Annotated in this window: 15 protein-coding genes and 2 tRNA genes; 11 read left to right on the plus strand and 6 right to left on the minus strand. The window is 51.5% G+C overall.

Annotated elements, in window-relative coordinates:
* Positions 1–168: 168 nt before the first annotated feature.
* The 9 genes from PsAD37_RS26400 (at position 169) to PsAD37_RS29660 (ending at position 6,161) form a co-directional block, all read left to right on the plus strand.
* Positions 169–245 (plus strand) — tRNA-Arg (locus PsAD37_RS26400).
* Positions 246–399: 154 nt separating this feature from the next.
* Positions 400–1,629 carry a site-specific integrase gene (locus PsAD37_RS26405; RefSeq protein ID WP_063298613.1) on the plus strand — a complete coding sequence of 410 codons (1,230 nt, stop codon included), beginning with the start codon at positions 400–402 and terminating at the stop codon, positions 1,627–1,629.
* A 318-nt stretch (positions 1,630–1,947) separates the two neighbouring features.
* Positions 1,948–2,202, plus strand: coding sequence for an AlpA family transcriptional regulator (locus PsAD37_RS26410; RefSeq protein ID WP_063298614.1), 255 nt, complete (start codon positions 1,948–1,950; stop codon positions 2,200–2,202).
* The gene (locus PsAD37_RS26415) at positions 2,199–2,645 is read left to right on the plus strand and encodes a hypothetical protein (protein ID WP_063298615.1); all 447 of its coding nucleotides are present in this window, start codon (positions 2,199–2,201) and stop codon (positions 2,643–2,645) included. Before PsAD37_RS26410 ends, PsAD37_RS26415 begins: the two co-directional genes overlap by 4 nt.
* Before the next feature lie 17 nt (positions 2,646–2,662).
* On the plus strand, positions 2,663–3,022 hold the full coding sequence (locus PsAD37_RS26420) for a hypothetical protein (RefSeq protein ID WP_153039864.1): 360 nt from the start codon (positions 2,663–2,665) through the stop codon (positions 3,020–3,022).
* Between the two features lie 64 nt (positions 3,023–3,086).
* Positions 3,087–3,803 (plus strand): hypothetical protein, encoded by a 717-nt coding sequence (locus PsAD37_RS26425; RefSeq protein ID WP_063298617.1) that lies wholly within the window; start codon positions 3,087–3,089, stop codon positions 3,801–3,803.
* A gap of 367 nt (positions 3,804–4,170) precedes the next feature.
* Positions 4,171–4,299, plus strand: coding sequence for a hypothetical protein (locus PsAD37_RS29460; protein ID WP_275078352.1), 129 nt, complete (start codon positions 4,171–4,173; stop codon positions 4,297–4,299).
* Between the two features lie 34 nt (positions 4,300–4,333).
* Positions 4,334–4,750 (plus strand): hypothetical protein, encoded by a 417-nt coding sequence (locus tag PsAD37_RS26430; protein ID WP_063298618.1) that lies wholly within the window; start codon positions 4,334–4,336, stop codon positions 4,748–4,750.
* A 1,174-nt stretch (positions 4,751–5,924) separates the two neighbouring features.
* Complete coding sequence (locus tag PsAD37_RS29660) at positions 5,925–6,161, plus strand: Rha family transcriptional regulator (protein WP_063298685.1); 237 nt, start codon at positions 5,925–5,927, stop codon at positions 6,159–6,161.
* Between the two features lie 594 nt (positions 6,162–6,755).
* On the opposite strand, the gene PsAD37_RS26440 is transcribed toward PsAD37_RS29660, so the two are convergent.
* Positions 6,756–6,956 (minus strand): hypothetical protein, encoded by a 201-nt coding sequence (locus PsAD37_RS26440; protein ID WP_063298619.1) that lies wholly within the window; start codon positions 6,954–6,956, stop codon positions 6,756–6,758.
* A 488-nt stretch (positions 6,957–7,444) separates the two neighbouring features.
* Here PsAD37_RS26440 and PsAD37_RS26445 point away from each other — a divergent pair, with 488 nt between their 5' ends.
* The gene (locus PsAD37_RS26445; protein WP_063298620.1) at positions 7,445–7,720 is read left to right on the plus strand and encodes a hypothetical protein; all 276 of its coding nucleotides are present in this window, start codon (positions 7,445–7,447) and stop codon (positions 7,718–7,720) included.
* A gap of 187 nt (positions 7,721–7,907) precedes the next feature.
* Here PsAD37_RS26445 and PsAD37_RS26450 read toward each other — a convergent pair whose 3' ends face one another.
* Positions 7,908–8,393 (minus strand): hypothetical protein, encoded by a 486-nt coding sequence (locus PsAD37_RS26450; protein WP_063298621.1) that lies wholly within the window; start codon positions 8,391–8,393, stop codon positions 7,908–7,910.
* A gap of 1,146 nt (positions 8,394–9,539) precedes the next feature.
* On the opposite strand from PsAD37_RS26450, the gene PsAD37_RS26455 reads away from it, so the two are divergent.
* Entirely contained in the window at positions 9,540–10,694 is a 1,155-nt protein-coding gene (locus PsAD37_RS26455; protein WP_063298622.1) for an alpha-hydroxy acid oxidase, read from the plus strand.
* A 117-nt stretch (positions 10,695–10,811) separates the two neighbouring features.
* On the opposite strand, the gene PsAD37_RS26460 is transcribed toward PsAD37_RS26455, so the two are convergent.
* From PsAD37_RS26460 to PsAD37_RS26475, 4 genes are all read right to left on the minus strand, one after another.
* Positions 10,812–11,816, minus strand: coding sequence for a Gfo/Idh/MocA family protein (locus tag PsAD37_RS26460; protein ID WP_063298623.1), 1,005 nt, complete (start codon positions 11,814–11,816; stop codon positions 10,812–10,814).
* A gap of 32 nt (positions 11,817–11,848) precedes the next feature.
* Complete coding sequence (locus tag PsAD37_RS26465; RefSeq protein WP_063298624.1) at positions 11,849–13,048, minus strand: AGE family epimerase/isomerase; 1,200 nt, start codon at positions 13,046–13,048, stop codon at positions 11,849–11,851.
* A 193-nt stretch (positions 13,049–13,241) separates the two neighbouring features.
* Positions 13,242–13,317 (minus strand) — tRNA-Thr (locus tag PsAD37_RS26470).
* 161 nt (positions 13,318–13,478) lie between these two features.
* Positions 13,479–15,287 carry a heme biosynthesis HemY N-terminal domain-containing protein gene (locus PsAD37_RS26475; RefSeq protein ID WP_063298625.1) on the minus strand — a complete coding sequence of 603 codons (1,809 nt, stop codon included), beginning with the start codon at positions 15,285–15,287 and terminating at the stop codon, positions 13,479–13,481.
* Between the last annotated feature and the right edge of the window lie 18 nt (positions 15,288–15,305).

Here is a 15,305-nt window from a genome sequence, read left to right on the forward strand (position 1 = left end):
ACCGGTTGAGCAAATTCTCTTGCATGAACTGATACCTAGCTTGTTCACAGAGAAGCAATCTATCTCGCCTACAGCCAAATTTCATGATATTTGAAAACGCGCTGCATCCTCAACGGATGATAACATCTTAAGCGGATTGATCCGGTCACGGATCAAGACACGCCTAAAGGCCCCGTAGCTCAGCTGGATAGAGCGGCCGCCTCCTAAGCGGCAGGTCAGTGGTTCGAATCCACTCGGGGTCACCAATACTACTTTTCCTTAGTTCTCATTACATCTTGCAAAGTTCAGGCAAATCAGGGCCTTATAGTGCAATAGAGCCTCATTAGCTTGTACAAGATTATGCGCCATTGCGAGAATTTTGTGGGGTAGATTGTGGGGTAGCGTTGAGGGGTACTTATCATGCCAAGCCTATTTCGCCTGAAACCAGCACAATTGCGGAGCAAGACACCCGGCAAGTTAAGTGATGGCGGAGGCCTGTATTTCATTACAAGTGGATCAGGCAGAAAGAGCTGGGCATATATCTACACCTCCCCAATTACGGGAAAGCGCCGAGAAATGGGCCTTGGCTCCTATCCCGCAGTTCCCATCCAACAGGCCCGTGAGATGGCTGCTAAATGGCGAGCCGTAAAGGAAGAAGGCAAAGATCCCGTAGCCCAGCGCAACCGAGAGCAGCTAGAGGCGCAAGAGCACAGCTTGACACTCAAATACGTCCTAGAACAGGCATTCGAGGCTCGGAAGTCTGGCTTGAAGGGCGAAGGTGTCAATGGGCGGTGGTGGTCAGCATTAAACACCCATGTCCTTCCCAAGATTGGTAGCAAACCAATAGAAGAGGTTTCTCCAGCTGATCTAATTAAGGTTCTGAAACCGATCTGGCACTCCAAGCAAGAGGTCGCAAAGAAGGCAATGCAACGGCTGAAGATTGGCTTTGCTCATGCCGTGGACATGGGCCTTGACGTACGACTAGACACAACAGAGCGAGCAAAGCGACTTTTAGGAAAGCAAATCAGCCAAGCAGAACCATTCCCGTCGATGCCACTCTCGGACGTTCCAGCTTATTATCAGAAGCTCGATGAGCTGGGAACTGTCCAAGCACGAGCACTACAGCTAGTTATTCTTACTTCAAGACGGTCAGGAGAAATCAGGCGAATGAGGCTATCCGACATTGTAGACGATGTTTGGAATGTCCCCCCTGAGGATATGAAAGGAAGGGTTGGGCAGCATCAGAAACCGCAACGCATCCCCCTGACCGAAGAGGCTCTCAGAATAATTGAGCTTTCGAAGCCGCATGTAAGGAACGGCTACCTATTCCCCCGCCAAGCGAAGCACTCACGAGCAAGAGATCTCTTTCTGCATGAGAACGCCATGTCTGATCTGATGAAGGCACATGAAACCGGTTATGTACCTCATGGTTTCCGTGCAACCTTTCGCACATGGGCAGCGGAAATGAACCTTCCCTACGATGCCGCTGAAATCCAGCAAGGCCACGAGGTGAGAAAGAAGGTTGAGCGCTCCTACAATCAGGCCGACCTGTTAGAGCAAAGGCGCGTGATCATGCAAAATTGGGCAGATGTCGTAACCGGGCAAACTAAAAAGAACGTACTTCAACTACGCCCTTTGATTGCTCACTAAAAAAATACAACTACCAGAGATGAAGTTAATGAAATCATTACAAAAGCTTACCCTGAATCATTAGAGATAAGAATGAATTCATTCCAAATTGCTATTATTCACTTTAGGGTAGCTTAGAGTATACGAGATCCTACTGGGGAGTGTTGCGTGTTCTGCGCATTGTAACCCCCGAACATAGAACGCCTTTACAATCAACGGGCTTATTCCGCCTTCTAATGGACTAAGCTTTTTGCCGCCTCAATCTGTAGGCGGTTTTTTTATGCCCGCGTCATCACGATGCGGGTTTTTTTGTGCCCAAATTTTGAAAGGAATAGAGAAATGAAGACCGTAGACACTGAAAAAAACGAACTGCCAAAGCTGATCACAGCCACAGAGCTATCTGAGATCCTTGGCTTGTCGCTCAACCGTCTGTGGGCGCTTCGCAAAGACCCTTCCTGCAACATTCCTACCCCAATCAACATTAGCAAGGGAGCAAGAGGGCAACGCTGGCGGCTCAATGAAATCGAACGCTGGCTTGATAGCAAGCAAGCTGCCAACGACGATACACAAATTGCAGAAGGCAAAGCGGCATGACTGAACTGCGAGCTGTTGCGGCAAACAGCAGCGTCTACCCTGAGCAGGAAGAAACCCTGTTCACACGCACCAGAAAGGCCGCTGAGCCATCACCGGATTACATCTGCCTAAGCAGGGACTTCCTGCAATGGGAATGGGCTACAGACGCAGCCGTATGTCGTCTCTATCTGCACCTGCTGCTAGCTTGTCAGAAAAGCTCAAGGCATTGGGCGGGAAAGCCGCTCCCAGACTGGACAATTGCCACCAGCGTCGAGTCCTTGCGATGGGAAACAGGACTAAGGGTCAACCCTCTAAACCGCGCCCTTAAAGTCCTACACAAACACAGCTGGATCAAGCGACAAGTGAAGCACAATCGCAGCTTTATCACCCTCTTGCGGCCTGAGAGCTTCCTAGTTGAGGCTCGTACGATCCGAGAAACCCCTTGCCCCTCCCAAGCACTTTGAAAGGCAATTAGATGAACATGGAAAAGCAATTATTATCACGCATTGAATATCCGGAACTTACTGACGACGAGTTTGTAATCTGTCTTGAGAACACCCCAAATACAAGCGCCCTTGATCTCGCCGCACAAGCTCAGGAATGGCTCATAGAAGCACTTGGCAACGGCAATAACCATCCAGCAAGCTGGGTGACTGGGCAGATGGAACAAGTCCAGAAACTTCAGAAAGACTGCTGGAGAGCCCAAACTGAACTTGTTTCCCATCTGCGCCTGCTATTTCCGGCTCTATTCGACCCTGCGGAGGAAGGGGAGACAGTAGAGTTCGACTCTGAGTTGGTGAAGGAAATCCTGCTGAATCGCAAAACCAGAAAAGCAGCCTAACAAAAGGGTCGCGCAAGCGGCCTTTCCCCTTCAATTGGATCGGATTGAGAGCGAGGTGCAATGCATGAGCGGACGGCGCAAAGAGCACGGAAGCAGAAGCCACGGGGTTAGAGAGCGGCGACATGTGAGACAAGATAGTCATTTTAGAGTCTACCAGAAGTGGGTAACCCAAGCGATCTGGATAAGGATCTCTCCGGCAGCCACAACCCTCATCACAGAGATGTTTCTCGATTGCGAGAACGACAACCACGAGCCGGTGCAAATCTCTCTCAGGGAGGCTGCTGAAAAGGCCCGAGTAAGCGAACCTACAGCACACGCGGCATTGAAAGAACTGGTTGAGTACAACTGGCTCCAGAAAGAACAGGGTGGAGCCTTGGAGGGCCCATTAGCGCACAGGGCCGCGCAATACCGGATTACACCGCCAGAGCATGAGAAAGGCTGGCCACACTTCAGGCTTTACCGTAAATGGCGGAACATCCCAGCATGGATTTACCTCTCGAACGAGGGCCGCAAGCTGCACATCACCCTCAAGGCCAGCCACAAGTACCGCTCGAAGAACAAGTTCCCAATCGATATTTATGGGGTGAAAGCGCTCCTGAACTGCAAAGATCGAAAGGCCAGAGAAGCGATTGCAGAGCTGGTCGAAAAGGGTTTCCTGCATCGTGAGGGTGTAGGCCAGCGAGCCACCTACAGCTTTACAGACATGCTTAGATGCGGTGAACAGAAGGCAACAGAGTGCTTTAGGCATTGGCGTCCTGAGGAGCCTAGAAAAGCGGCGTGAAACAGATCCAGACGGTAAAAATAACAGCACGCAACGGTAAAAAAACCGACTGCCGACGGTAAAAAAAACGACACGTAAGCAGATACAAAATCGGGGTGAGGGACGGGTCACAAACCGCAGAAAATAGCGGCTTAAACGCCCTTCACCAAAGTACCCAACAAAGTGGCTTCGTCGGATCTATATATACAGTTTCCATCGTGCCACTCTCTCAGCCCAGCGGAATAATCAGCCCTACCAGTCCAAAAAAGACAGCAAAAAGGGGTGATTTTCATTTCGGTCGATTTGACAGCACACAGACTGGTGAGAGGACGCGCCTCCGGCGCTTGCTCCCTGCCTCAATCCCACACCTGAAACCACGGAGAGACCGATGCAAGAACAGCCTACCAAGCTCACAGCAGAACAAAAGATGACCGTGATTGAGTGGACCTTGAAGGCGCTTACAGCGTCGTCGATTGTCTGGGCTATCGCATGGGGCCAGGCACAAATCTACGGATAGGCCGCCTTAATCTTACAGCAGGGAGCAACAGCACATGGGTTCAAACCATTTTCCGAGTGACAGCATACCAACTGACCTGACCAAAGAAGAATACATCCGTTCCGTCGAAGAACAGTTCGGGGATTGTCTGTCTGTTATTGTTGATGCTCTTACGGGAAGGTTGATAAGTAAGGTCGAGAACCTTCGTGAAGCACCTGAAAGCCAAGAGTGCACACAAAAGGCTCTTGACGATATGGGCAGATTGAATGAGGCCGTAATCAAGGTCGAAGAGGCAAAGCGCCAAGCTATCGCAACCATTCGGGAGATCGATGTTTGGGGTGATGTGTTGGCAGTTATTGAGCCTGACACTTACCGAAAGATTTCCATACGACGCGCACAAGAGCGGCTCAGGCTCCTACGGATAGCAGCTACAGCAGAGCACGAGACCAGATTACGTGAACCTAACATTTGATAAGGCCAGCGGGAGCAGGGTGTGGCCACCGGTAACAAATTCCAGTTAGAGCGGATGGACAATGCCGAGTGGTCCTTGTGCCTCACTCGGTCGGCACTGGACAGAGATCCGCCTCAGGATCGCGGGGCAGATAACCGTAACAGATGTTGAGCGCAAAGCGCCCTCACTCAGTGCCACCGACTAAGATGCCGTGAAAGACTACCCAGCCAGCCTGACGGCCACCCAACTACCCCCCCCGGTTTAGGGACCGTGTTTCGGTATTTTCAGTCCGCTACGGTGGCGGAGCCCACATAATGGCCCGTTACAGCTGAAAAAACAGCGGGGTTACATGTCAGGTTCAGGCGCAAAAAGTTAAACAAATCAAAGCACCAACCCTGAAAACATGTAAAGTCACCCTCTTTTGACGAACTCACTCAGTTTCGCATTTTGGCTGCATTTGGCCGATCTCCCCTTTGTCCGCTTGGCGTTGCTTTCCAACTGCTCTAAAAAGCGAGTGAGAAGCAAACAACAACTCCCTCACCCAAACAGGTGCAATGGATTGATTTCATATCCTTTTTCTGCTTCTAAGGGCCTTTAAAAGGGGAAGGTAAGCAAGGCCTCTAAAGCTGAAAAACGGCAGAGTTCGACCCTACCACAGCATCTGCTCCATTTTGCCCCTCAAGAGCACTCGAGCAAAGAGGAAAGCTGGACTACACACCCTGAGGCTTAGAAAGCGCGTATAGAGCAGGAAACACTCTCAAACGCCACACAACCATAGGCAGAAGCTCAAATCGAACTGCAGCACGCTTTAAAACGCCCAGCGTAGCACTGCAACGCCCCTCCCCCATCAAAGCACAGCAAACGCGCTAGAAGCCATGATGAGACAGTTTCAAGGCAAATGAGCAGAATTATATCAAAGCGAGGATGAGAAAGCGCCCAGAACAGGCTTAATACGGCTCTCTGGTACTCTTGGTACTCTGAAGCTCTGTTCAATTCATTACCACAGCAGCAGTGAAGCGCAAACCAGTTTCTCGATCAGATAGGAGCGACCACCTTTCAAGGCGAGGTGCGCTTTCTGAAAACGAGTAAGCGGCTAAAGCTGCGTGGTTACAGTGAGTTGTATAATTTTAAGCCAGCCTGCGACAAACCAGACCGCAAACCAATCAGCAAGCGGAATAGCAAACACCCTCTAACAATGTGCAGTCGCGAGCTTGCTGAGTATACAGGCAAGCAGCACAAACACGCCTTTCGTGACATTGGAAAGATGCTGAATGACCTGTCAGAGGATAGGTCCAAATATGGGCACATCTCAAAAGACAGCTATGGGCGAGCCCAAAAGGGCTACAAATTGCCCAAAGACCTGACCTTCACATTGATTGCTGGCTACAATGTTAAACTACGCAAGGCTAGTAGACCGGCGACAGGAGCTTGAAGAGCTTGCATAAACGTCAATTAATTCAATGTTCTATTTTGTTGAAGGGTGATTTTGGGGATACGAAAATAATTCGGCACCCCGGTTCTTGCTGAAGGTTGAAGAGGAACGAGGGGATGACTGCTGTTACCCCAGTGGGGGAAGAGCGAAGCAGAGCAGATAGCAACCGGCAAAGCAACCAGGTATGAGCAAATGAAATCAATATCTAAGCCGCGCTCTTGCCACCGGGGCAACCAGCAGATCAACCAAGCTTAGGTAGCCGGTAGCCGTGCCTCACAGCGGGAAGCTCGACAACTATTTGTAATTACACTCGATATCAGAACACAAACAGACACGCCTCTGTATCTGGGGAATGAGCCAGCCAAGGAGTTGGCAAAGCTCTTGCCCTTGCAGGCGCGACAGGCACCCACCGGATATCGCAACGCGAGAGAACTGGGAATATCCCTTCAGATTCAGGAACTAAGAAGCTCTAATTCCAGAGAAGCGCGACAGTGGCACGACAGCTGCTCGGCCAAACGCTGTTAGTGTCAGGCATAGTGGGCAGGCAATAAGCACGTAGAGCCCACCACTTAGACAGGCTCCAACATCACTGATCTACTCATAGCTGTCTGGATCTTCCAGCTCATCAACCATCGCACCAAAGAGCGCTAGCCGGTTCATCTCATCTTGGGTGAGGATCACATGCAGATGGATCTCTTCCCCAACAGAGTTGACCTCACAGCGCTGCGCGACGAAGTCCACTGCCACTTGGAGCAAGCTGTTTGTCTGGTCTGAGAAATTGCTTGAAGTATGCATAATCGGGTTCCTTGCATTGAACAAACCCAACTGCAGAGAGGCCAATCTCTGGCGGTCGGGCAAAACAAGATTGGCCTTACCGCTACAAGGAAGCGGCGCGCATACGCGCTCTCATTCGCCCGACCATAGAAAACCACGCTCACAGGGATGCGTGGCGTGGTGGAAACGCCTTGTAACTATCAGGGAGGCCAATCCCCGCGCACCTCTGTTTGATGCACTCACCAGCCTTCGGCCAGCTGCGAAATACCATGGTGTGATTTGTTGTAGCTGTCAACAGCCACGGCAATACGTGCTGAAACCCTGCCAGAGCGTGCTAGTTTTCGACCCGCGGAGTTGCTTTATTTATTTCAGGTGCCATGATCCGCAAACCAATATTCTAATGGGAATTTTTTATGTTTCACAAATCTACTTTGCTAGCCTCAGCAGCGTTTTGCTTAACCCTATCCATTTGCAGCGGAGCCTCTGCCGCTACTGTGAAATGCATGTTCATGTCCGAGACAACCATCAGCAAGTCAGGTGAATGGGTGAAGACTGAAACTGACTTCATGAAATTGATGGAGATGTTTGGCGATGGGTTGGAGTTGCCACTCAAAAACTCTGTTCTCGGGAACCTTGACACGAAGCAGCCATTTCTAGCGGGTGAGGTTAACCGTGGCAAAGTTTACCTCATGGGCGGAGACATGGGCGTTGAGGGGAAACTGATAAGCGTAAGCGGTGAGGAGATCACAATTTACGATGGGATGTGCAACGTTGGTTTTGGTTAAGAACTAAACAGAACACCACCCAGACAGGCTTTTCGCCCCTGTTGCTGTATCGCGGTAGGGGCGTGGCTATACCAGCGCTATCGCGGCAGCCAAGGGGCAAGGACCATGAACACTGGAAGTTTAGGCACCATCTAAAGGATTAAGCTACCCTTCCGCTGGGCCTACGAAGGGTCTTCCCCCGGTACAGTTAAGCCGCTTCCAGCAGCCCCTCAGGCGCGTACAGCAGGCTTTTGGCTTCCATCTCAGGCAACAGTAAGACTTCCAAGTAGGCAGCAAAGATTACACGGCGCTTTGGGGCTGCGCCATCAATGCCAGGTGCATTCCTGCACATATCGTAAAGCTCACCAATCTTGACCTTGTCCAAAGCATCGCAAAATTCGCCCAAGTGTTCACCCCAGCTCGGGTACTGAAGAAGCAGATCAACCAGAGCACTGACAACAGCCGATTGCAGCTGTTTGCTGTCGTAGGTGGTATTCAGCAAGGCATAGAGAGCCTTCCATACAACATCCTCTCCATGACGCTCTATGAGGCGCTGAAGACGCGCGGAGCCGCATATTTGAGGTGGTGCATCTACTCCGGTACGGAAGCGAACATTGTAGGGCAGAATCTCAATTCCAAAGGAACTGCATAGGGCTTCAGCTGCTAAATGATCGAGGGCTTTTACTGCAGGCATGGGCACTACTCCGGCTATGAATGAGTAGCAGAATCATAACCGCCCCAAGCGCGCAACACGATGGCCTTTGAGCATGACCAAGTGACGAAGAAAGCTATCAGTTGCATACTTTGGCAAAGGAAAGGCCGCAGATCGCTACCCAAAGCCAGAAATTACTTGAGAGCCCCAGCACCTTCAAAAGGTATACCCTGAGGCATACCCCAACAAAAAAGCCCTCGAAGACTAACCTCCAGTGCGCCGTGAAAACTCAGTTTGTGGGGTAGATTATGGGGTACAAAAACAGGTAACACCAGCAAACCATTGAACTGTATAATAAATTAAAAAACTCAAGGTGACACTCGGGGTCACCATCCAAACTTAAATCTTGAAGCAGTTCTTTCATTTGCATTTAGCTAATTGAGCCCACCATTGAGGCAGCCAAAACTGCACATGGAGGGTAAGCCATGAACTATATATCCAATGTGCTTAAACGGTGCGGAGATAACCTTCGGAACTGGTTTTACAATTGGATGGCCTGGATCAGCCGGCAGAAGAAATAAGAGCACAAAGCCTCTCTGATCCTCCCATACATATACTAAGAATGGGAAGCTGCACCTCCGCTTCCCACCGTATCAGCTGTGCAAAATCAGAAGAACTCATCGCCCGGATTGCTCAACGAGACGGCAAGGCCAGCACTCACTGCCAACGCCCCTCTTTTATAGCATCGCCTCGCTCATCTACATTCGCTCTTACATGAAATTTCAGGTCCCCACCCCACAAACACACATCGACAAGCTACGTAATTTCACTCACTAAATCTATTTTTTAGGCATCAGCAAAGTAAGCTTATGTCGCTTTTTTGAGATATATTTCAGTTACATATCACAAACAGCACCCAGGCAAGATGAAGTCTCAACCAGACACTCGCTAAACGTTTATGCAAACAAACAAAACAAGCAAATTCAGATAGTTATTTGACCGTTACGCTTTAGTCAGTACCGTCAATTCAAAGATATTTCAGAGTACTTACGGCATTCATAGATGAATGCGAATAACGCTTTTCCCAATACTGGTAGACTGAAGTCGTATACATGTAATGTTGACATATCACCGATACGTGCAATCCCTCTATACATAAAAACTAATGTTTCGGGGGGAGGCCCGTACATGGCACCAATACTAGAAATCAGTGACCTCAAAGAGCGCGCTCGCAGACGCGTTCCAAAGATGTTCTTCGATTACGCGGACTCAGGTTCCTGGACTGAGAGCACCTATCAGGCCAACGAGAGCGACTTCGCGAAGATCAAGCTGCGTCAGCGCATCGCGGTCGACATGACAGATCGCACGCTTGCTACCAAGATGGTAGGACAGGATGTCTCCATGCCTGTCGCGCTGGCACCAACCGGCCTGACCGGGATGCAGCACGCCAATGGTGAAATTCTCGCAGCGCAGGCAGCTGAAGAGTTCGGCGTACCTTTCACACTTTCAACCATGAGCATCTGCTCTATTGAAGCTGTTGCGGCGAAGACCACGAAACCATTCTGGTTCCAGCTTTACGTGATGAAGGATCGGGACTTCATCAACGCCCTGATCGATCGCGCAAAGAACGCAGGCTGCTCTGCACTGGTTCTCACATTCGACCTGCAGATCCTGGGCCAACGCCACAAAGATTTGCGCAACGGCTTGTCTGCCCCGCCAAAGTTTACGCCAAAACATATCTGGCAGATGGCAACACGCCCAATGTGGTGCATGAAAATGCTCACAACGCCGAACCGCACCTTCGGCAACATTGTCGGCCATGCAAAAGGTGTTGGCGATCTCTCCTCCCTGTCCTCATGGACGGCAGAGCAGTTTGACCCGCGCCTGAGTTGGGATGACATTGAGTGGATCAAAAAACGGTGGGGTGGCCCGCTGATCCTCAAAGGCATTCTGGACAAGGAAGACGCCCGTCTCGCTGCTGAATCTGGCTGTGACGCGATCATCGTCTCCAACCACGGCGGGCGTCAGCTCGACGGCGCACCATCCTCCATCGAGATCCTGCCGGAAATCGTGGATGCGGTCGGTGATAAGGTGGAGATCCACATCGATGGTGGCATTCGCTCAGGTCAGGATGTGCTGAAAGCCATCTGTCTCGGCGCAAAAGGCACCTACATCGGCAGACCATTCCTGTACGGTTTGGGCGCAGGCGGCAAGCAGGGTGTGACACAGTCACTGGAGACCATCCAGAAGGAATTGGATACCACCATGGCACTGTGTGGCCGTCGCGATCTCAACACGCTCAATCGCGACAACCTGTATTCCATCAGAGGCGAAAAAGTCTAGAGCGCGTGTCGTTTGATTGTGTTCAATCAAACGACACGAATTCGCTCAAAATAAAGAAGTTAGGGCATGAGGCGTGAATGCAAATGAGCGCAACATGCTCTAACACCAGCAAGACATTCAGTCGGGAGACCCAACGGTCTCCCAGCTGTCATTGCGTTCAGAACGAACAATCGCATCGATGATTTCCATGTTCTGGATCGCGTCAGCAACGCCATAAGGCAGCTCTTCTTCACCTTTGACCACACGAGAGAACAGCTCTCCCTGCAGCGTATACTGATCACAGGCAGCCACGCGCTCCACTTCAATCGCACCATCCCCCGGCAAACTGCCAGAATCGAGACGCAAGATAGTCTCTTCACCAGCGGGTGCATTGAACGGGATGAGGATTTCCAGACGCTTGGCTGTCCCCACCAGATTGATCCGCTGATACGGAGCAGACTGGGTTGAGACCGTAAACTGAGCCTGACGCCCCTCACCAAAGTCCATCATCACCGATGTCAGACGGTCCGTACCAAAGTTCTTGTCACGATCAACAAGGCTCACAACACGCTCTGGTTCAGCATCAAAGAAGTAGCGCGACGCCACAATCGGGTAGCAGCCAATATCCATCAGCCCACCACCGCCAAGCTCTGCTTTATTGCGAATGTTCTGCGGATCCTGATTGCTGTAACCAAAGAACGCCTGAATGCTCTGCAGCTTGCCCAGTTCACCGGATTCAACAATCTCAAGCGCCCGCTGCCATTGCGGATGCGCGCGCACCATAAAGGCTTCCATAACAAAGCGGTTGTCCGGCATTTCCAGTAGAAGACGCGCTTCATCTGCATCAAGCGCAATCGGCTTTTCGCAAAGCACGTGCTTTCCAGCCTTCACAGCCTCAATCGTCATTGGCACATGCATGTGGTTTGGCAGCGGATTGTAGATCACATCAATATCAGGATCGGCCAGTAAAGCCTCATAAGAGCCGTAGGCTTTCTCAATACCTAATTCAGTAGCAACCTTCTTCGCATTCTCCTCATTACGAGAAGCAATCGCAACAACCTCGACGCCCTTGGCTTTTTGAAGTGCAGGAATAACCTTGTCGCGGCCAATCCGTGCAGTCGAGAGCACACCCCATTTAACCATTATAATTCTCCCAATCTATACTGCAGGAACCGCTATTTAGTGCTCTCACAAGAAACCACTTTCTGCCCAACCTCAGTTTTTGAAAAACGGTCGAGTTCAGAAATAGCCGAGATGATGTGATAGAGTGAGCTGGCCGGCGCCGCTTCCTTCACAAAGCTACCATCCGGCAAAAACTTGTCTTTCCAGAGACCTGCTGGCACATCCTCAAAGAACAGCTCCAACGCCTTCAGCGCATCCTGCATGGATTGGCGATACCGAGGCCACTCACTCTCAGGAGTACTCTCCAGCATGGCGATAGAGCCTTTAAGCCACTCAGCCTGAGACCACAGACGCGCCAGTGGATCACGCATGGAGAAGTCATCATTGATGCCCATCACCGCAACACCGCGCTCACGGTCCACACCGTAGACCTCCGCAATCTCAAAGAGACGTGCAGCAGCAGCTTTGGCACGCTCATCACCACGCAGCTTGTTCCATCGGCTCAGCAACCAAGCCCACTCAAAGTGGTGCCCCGGCTCAAGCGCCCTGCCCTCATCACCCGGCATCGGAGACCAGTCCAGCGCAAAGAACTCCCGCAAACCGCCCGTTTTCTCGCAGATGAAGTGTTTGAGGCAAAGCTCGCCGAGCTCATCTGCCAACCCAGACCAGACGGCTTTCTGCTCAGTGTTCAGATTCTCAGAACGTTCCCACTCAAGACACATTTCAAACAGATGCATATGCGGGTTGGCACCCAGTGGCGCACGTGCAGGCTCACTTTCCTGAAAGCCAGCAACAGGATGCTTGAAGCGGTTCTTCAACACATCAAGCAAAGCCCCAGCTTTCGCACAGGCTTCCTCACGCTGTTCACTGTTCACATCAGCAATGCTGGAAAGAGCCAGTAGCGCAAAGGCTTGATTGTAAAGATCAAACGAAGTGTCGAGCAGCTTACCATCTGGTGTAGCAAGTGCACCGATATATCCATCAGCAGTGCCGTACACCCGCTCCACATAGGCTTGCGTGCGCAGAGCAACATTCATCCAGGGGCCATCCCAGCCCAGACGTCCGGCTTCACAATACACAAACACCATACGAGGATTGACGCGACCACGTCTGTTATCCGCACTGCCTTCACAATCCAGCGTGATGGTCTCAGCAAAACCACCATTTGCAGCGTCTTCGCCAGCTTTCAACCAAAGCGGCAATGCATCTTCAAACAACCACGCGCGCAACTTATTCAGGTGATCGACAATCACTTCCGATACTCCACACCATCATCAGCCCGCTCCCACGAAACCTCGATGGCCTCCATATGTGCAAATGAAATCAATGCGCTTAAAGGTTCGACTAAAGGACCAAAAAACACAAATCCGAACCTACGACGAGTAGGCGACAAGACAAAGCCAAATGAGCAAGTTTTTGGGGGATTATAAAGTATCAGAGAGTTAGTGGTGCCGCTGAAAGGACTCGAACCTTCGACCCCATCATTACGAATGACGTGCTCTACCATCTGAGCTACAGCGGCGTTCCAACTGGCACAAGGGGTGTGCCGGAAAGTGGAAGTTTGATACCCAAGCTCCCAATAAGATGCAAGTATGATTTTGCAATGGCAGAGAATGCATCCACCATCAATCTACAAAGGCAGGAGACGCAGCAAAGAGCACGCGTCCTGCCTGTGCATTTTTCTTAGCGGAAGAACCTAAAACTCTGATCTTTTGGCGTTTTAGGATCTTCATCGTCTGGTTCAGGCCCTGGGTCATCAGGAAGTTGAGAAAGCGGGAACTCCACCAGCTTCTCATCTTTCTTCTCAGGCTTTTCATCCGGTGAGCTCGCGCCTTCCTCCTCAGTCTTGGAAGGCCCCTCTACCTTTTCCTCAGCCTTTTCATTGGCTTTGGTCGGCGCCCAGCTAGAAGATTCCACAGGTACGACAGTGGCACGAGGCTCTTCAGCCTTGGCTTTCTCATCCGGCTTTTTCTCAGCAGATGTCTCTTTCGCCGTTTCTGTCACAACAACAGGCTCTGCGGCGTCAGGCATTGCCGCTGGGGTTGCCACAGGCTCGTCCTTCACTGCAGCAGGTTTTTCTGCCTCCTGTGGTTTAGGCACAACGATATCCGCCTCCACCGGTTCCTTCAGTACCTGTACAGGGGCAGCCAGTTCAGGCGGCTCAAACAACTTGTCATCGATAACCTCGATTAACTGATCCTGATCCACGGCACCTTCCGGTGCTGCCCACTCATAGGCATCCACACGGCCTGTCTTTGGAGAAACAGGAGCCCAGTTGGCGGAAACAACACCGTCAGCAGTCCAGACCTTGTCGCTTGGCGCACGCACAGCGCGGGACAACCACTCACGAATGCGGCCCTGATCATCATGCTCACGCTCTTCAAGATCAGCCATCAGCAAGAACGCACGTTGCGTTGGCTCAGAGCGCAGAACCCGCTTGAGCTGATCACGCGCTTCATCAAACTTCTTGGCTTCAATCGCAGCAACAGCAATCGCAATCGCCCCCTCAGAAGAGTAAGCTCGCATGCTTGCCAGTGTTCTGACGCGGCTCAGTCGATCAGTGACGGAATCACCAGGACGAACATGGGCGTAAGCGTCAGCAAGGTCTGGGTGCGGGCTCAACTTCCACGTCGCCTCAAGGATCTTACTTGCTTTACGCACTTCACCTGAGCGTGTCCGCAAACGGGCTGCAACAATCGCAGCAGGTACCAGCGAAGGAGCAAGGCCATGCGCTTCAACAGCAAGCGTGCGTGCACGATCCGGGTTCTCATTCTCCAGCTCAAGAGCACGCGCAGTCAGCAGAACAGCTTTCTGGCGGCGAAGAGTTTTCTTGTCCAGCATGCGAGCAGCATAGTTGCGCTCAAGCGTTGCAATAGCTTCTTCCCAATCACCGGAAACGGCCTGATACCCAAGTACCGCATTGCCTGCCCAACGCAGACCCGGAACCAGATTAAAGGCTTCCTCAGCAAAGTGGCGCGCTGCTGCAGGCTCACTTTCCCGTTCCGCTTCAATGTAAAGGCCGTGCAAGCCCACAGCCATGGAGCGATCATCTTCCAACATCGCCTCAAACCGGCGACGGCTTTCGGCATGATCACCATCCAGTTGTGAAGTCTGTGCCAAGAGAAGACGTGCTGCAGGCTCGTTACCGTCCAGCAGTTTGTCTGCCTTCAGGCCAAACTTGCGCGCGTGTAGCGTGTCGCCAGAGCCAAGAGCCAGCAGCCCCTGAGACAGAGCATCATAGCCTTTGTCTTTGCGGCGGCTCTGCATGAAATGGGAGACCAGCGTCGGTGATTTCCAGATCAACCGGAAGAAACCCCAAGCCACAATCGACGCCACAATGGAAGCACCAAACGCAACAACAGCTGTCAGCAAGCTTGCCTGAACAACATACCCTTGCCATTCAAGCGTAACGACACCCGGACGATCTGCCATCCAGGCTCCGCCAAGAGCCAGTAAAAATACAAACGCGAAAAAGATGAGAACGCGGACCATGTCCTTCGCTCCTTTCCG

This window comes from Pseudovibrio sp. Ad37, assembly GCF_001623075.1.
Classification (GTDB): domain Bacteria; phylum Pseudomonadota; class Alphaproteobacteria; order Rhizobiales; family Stappiaceae; genus Pseudovibrio.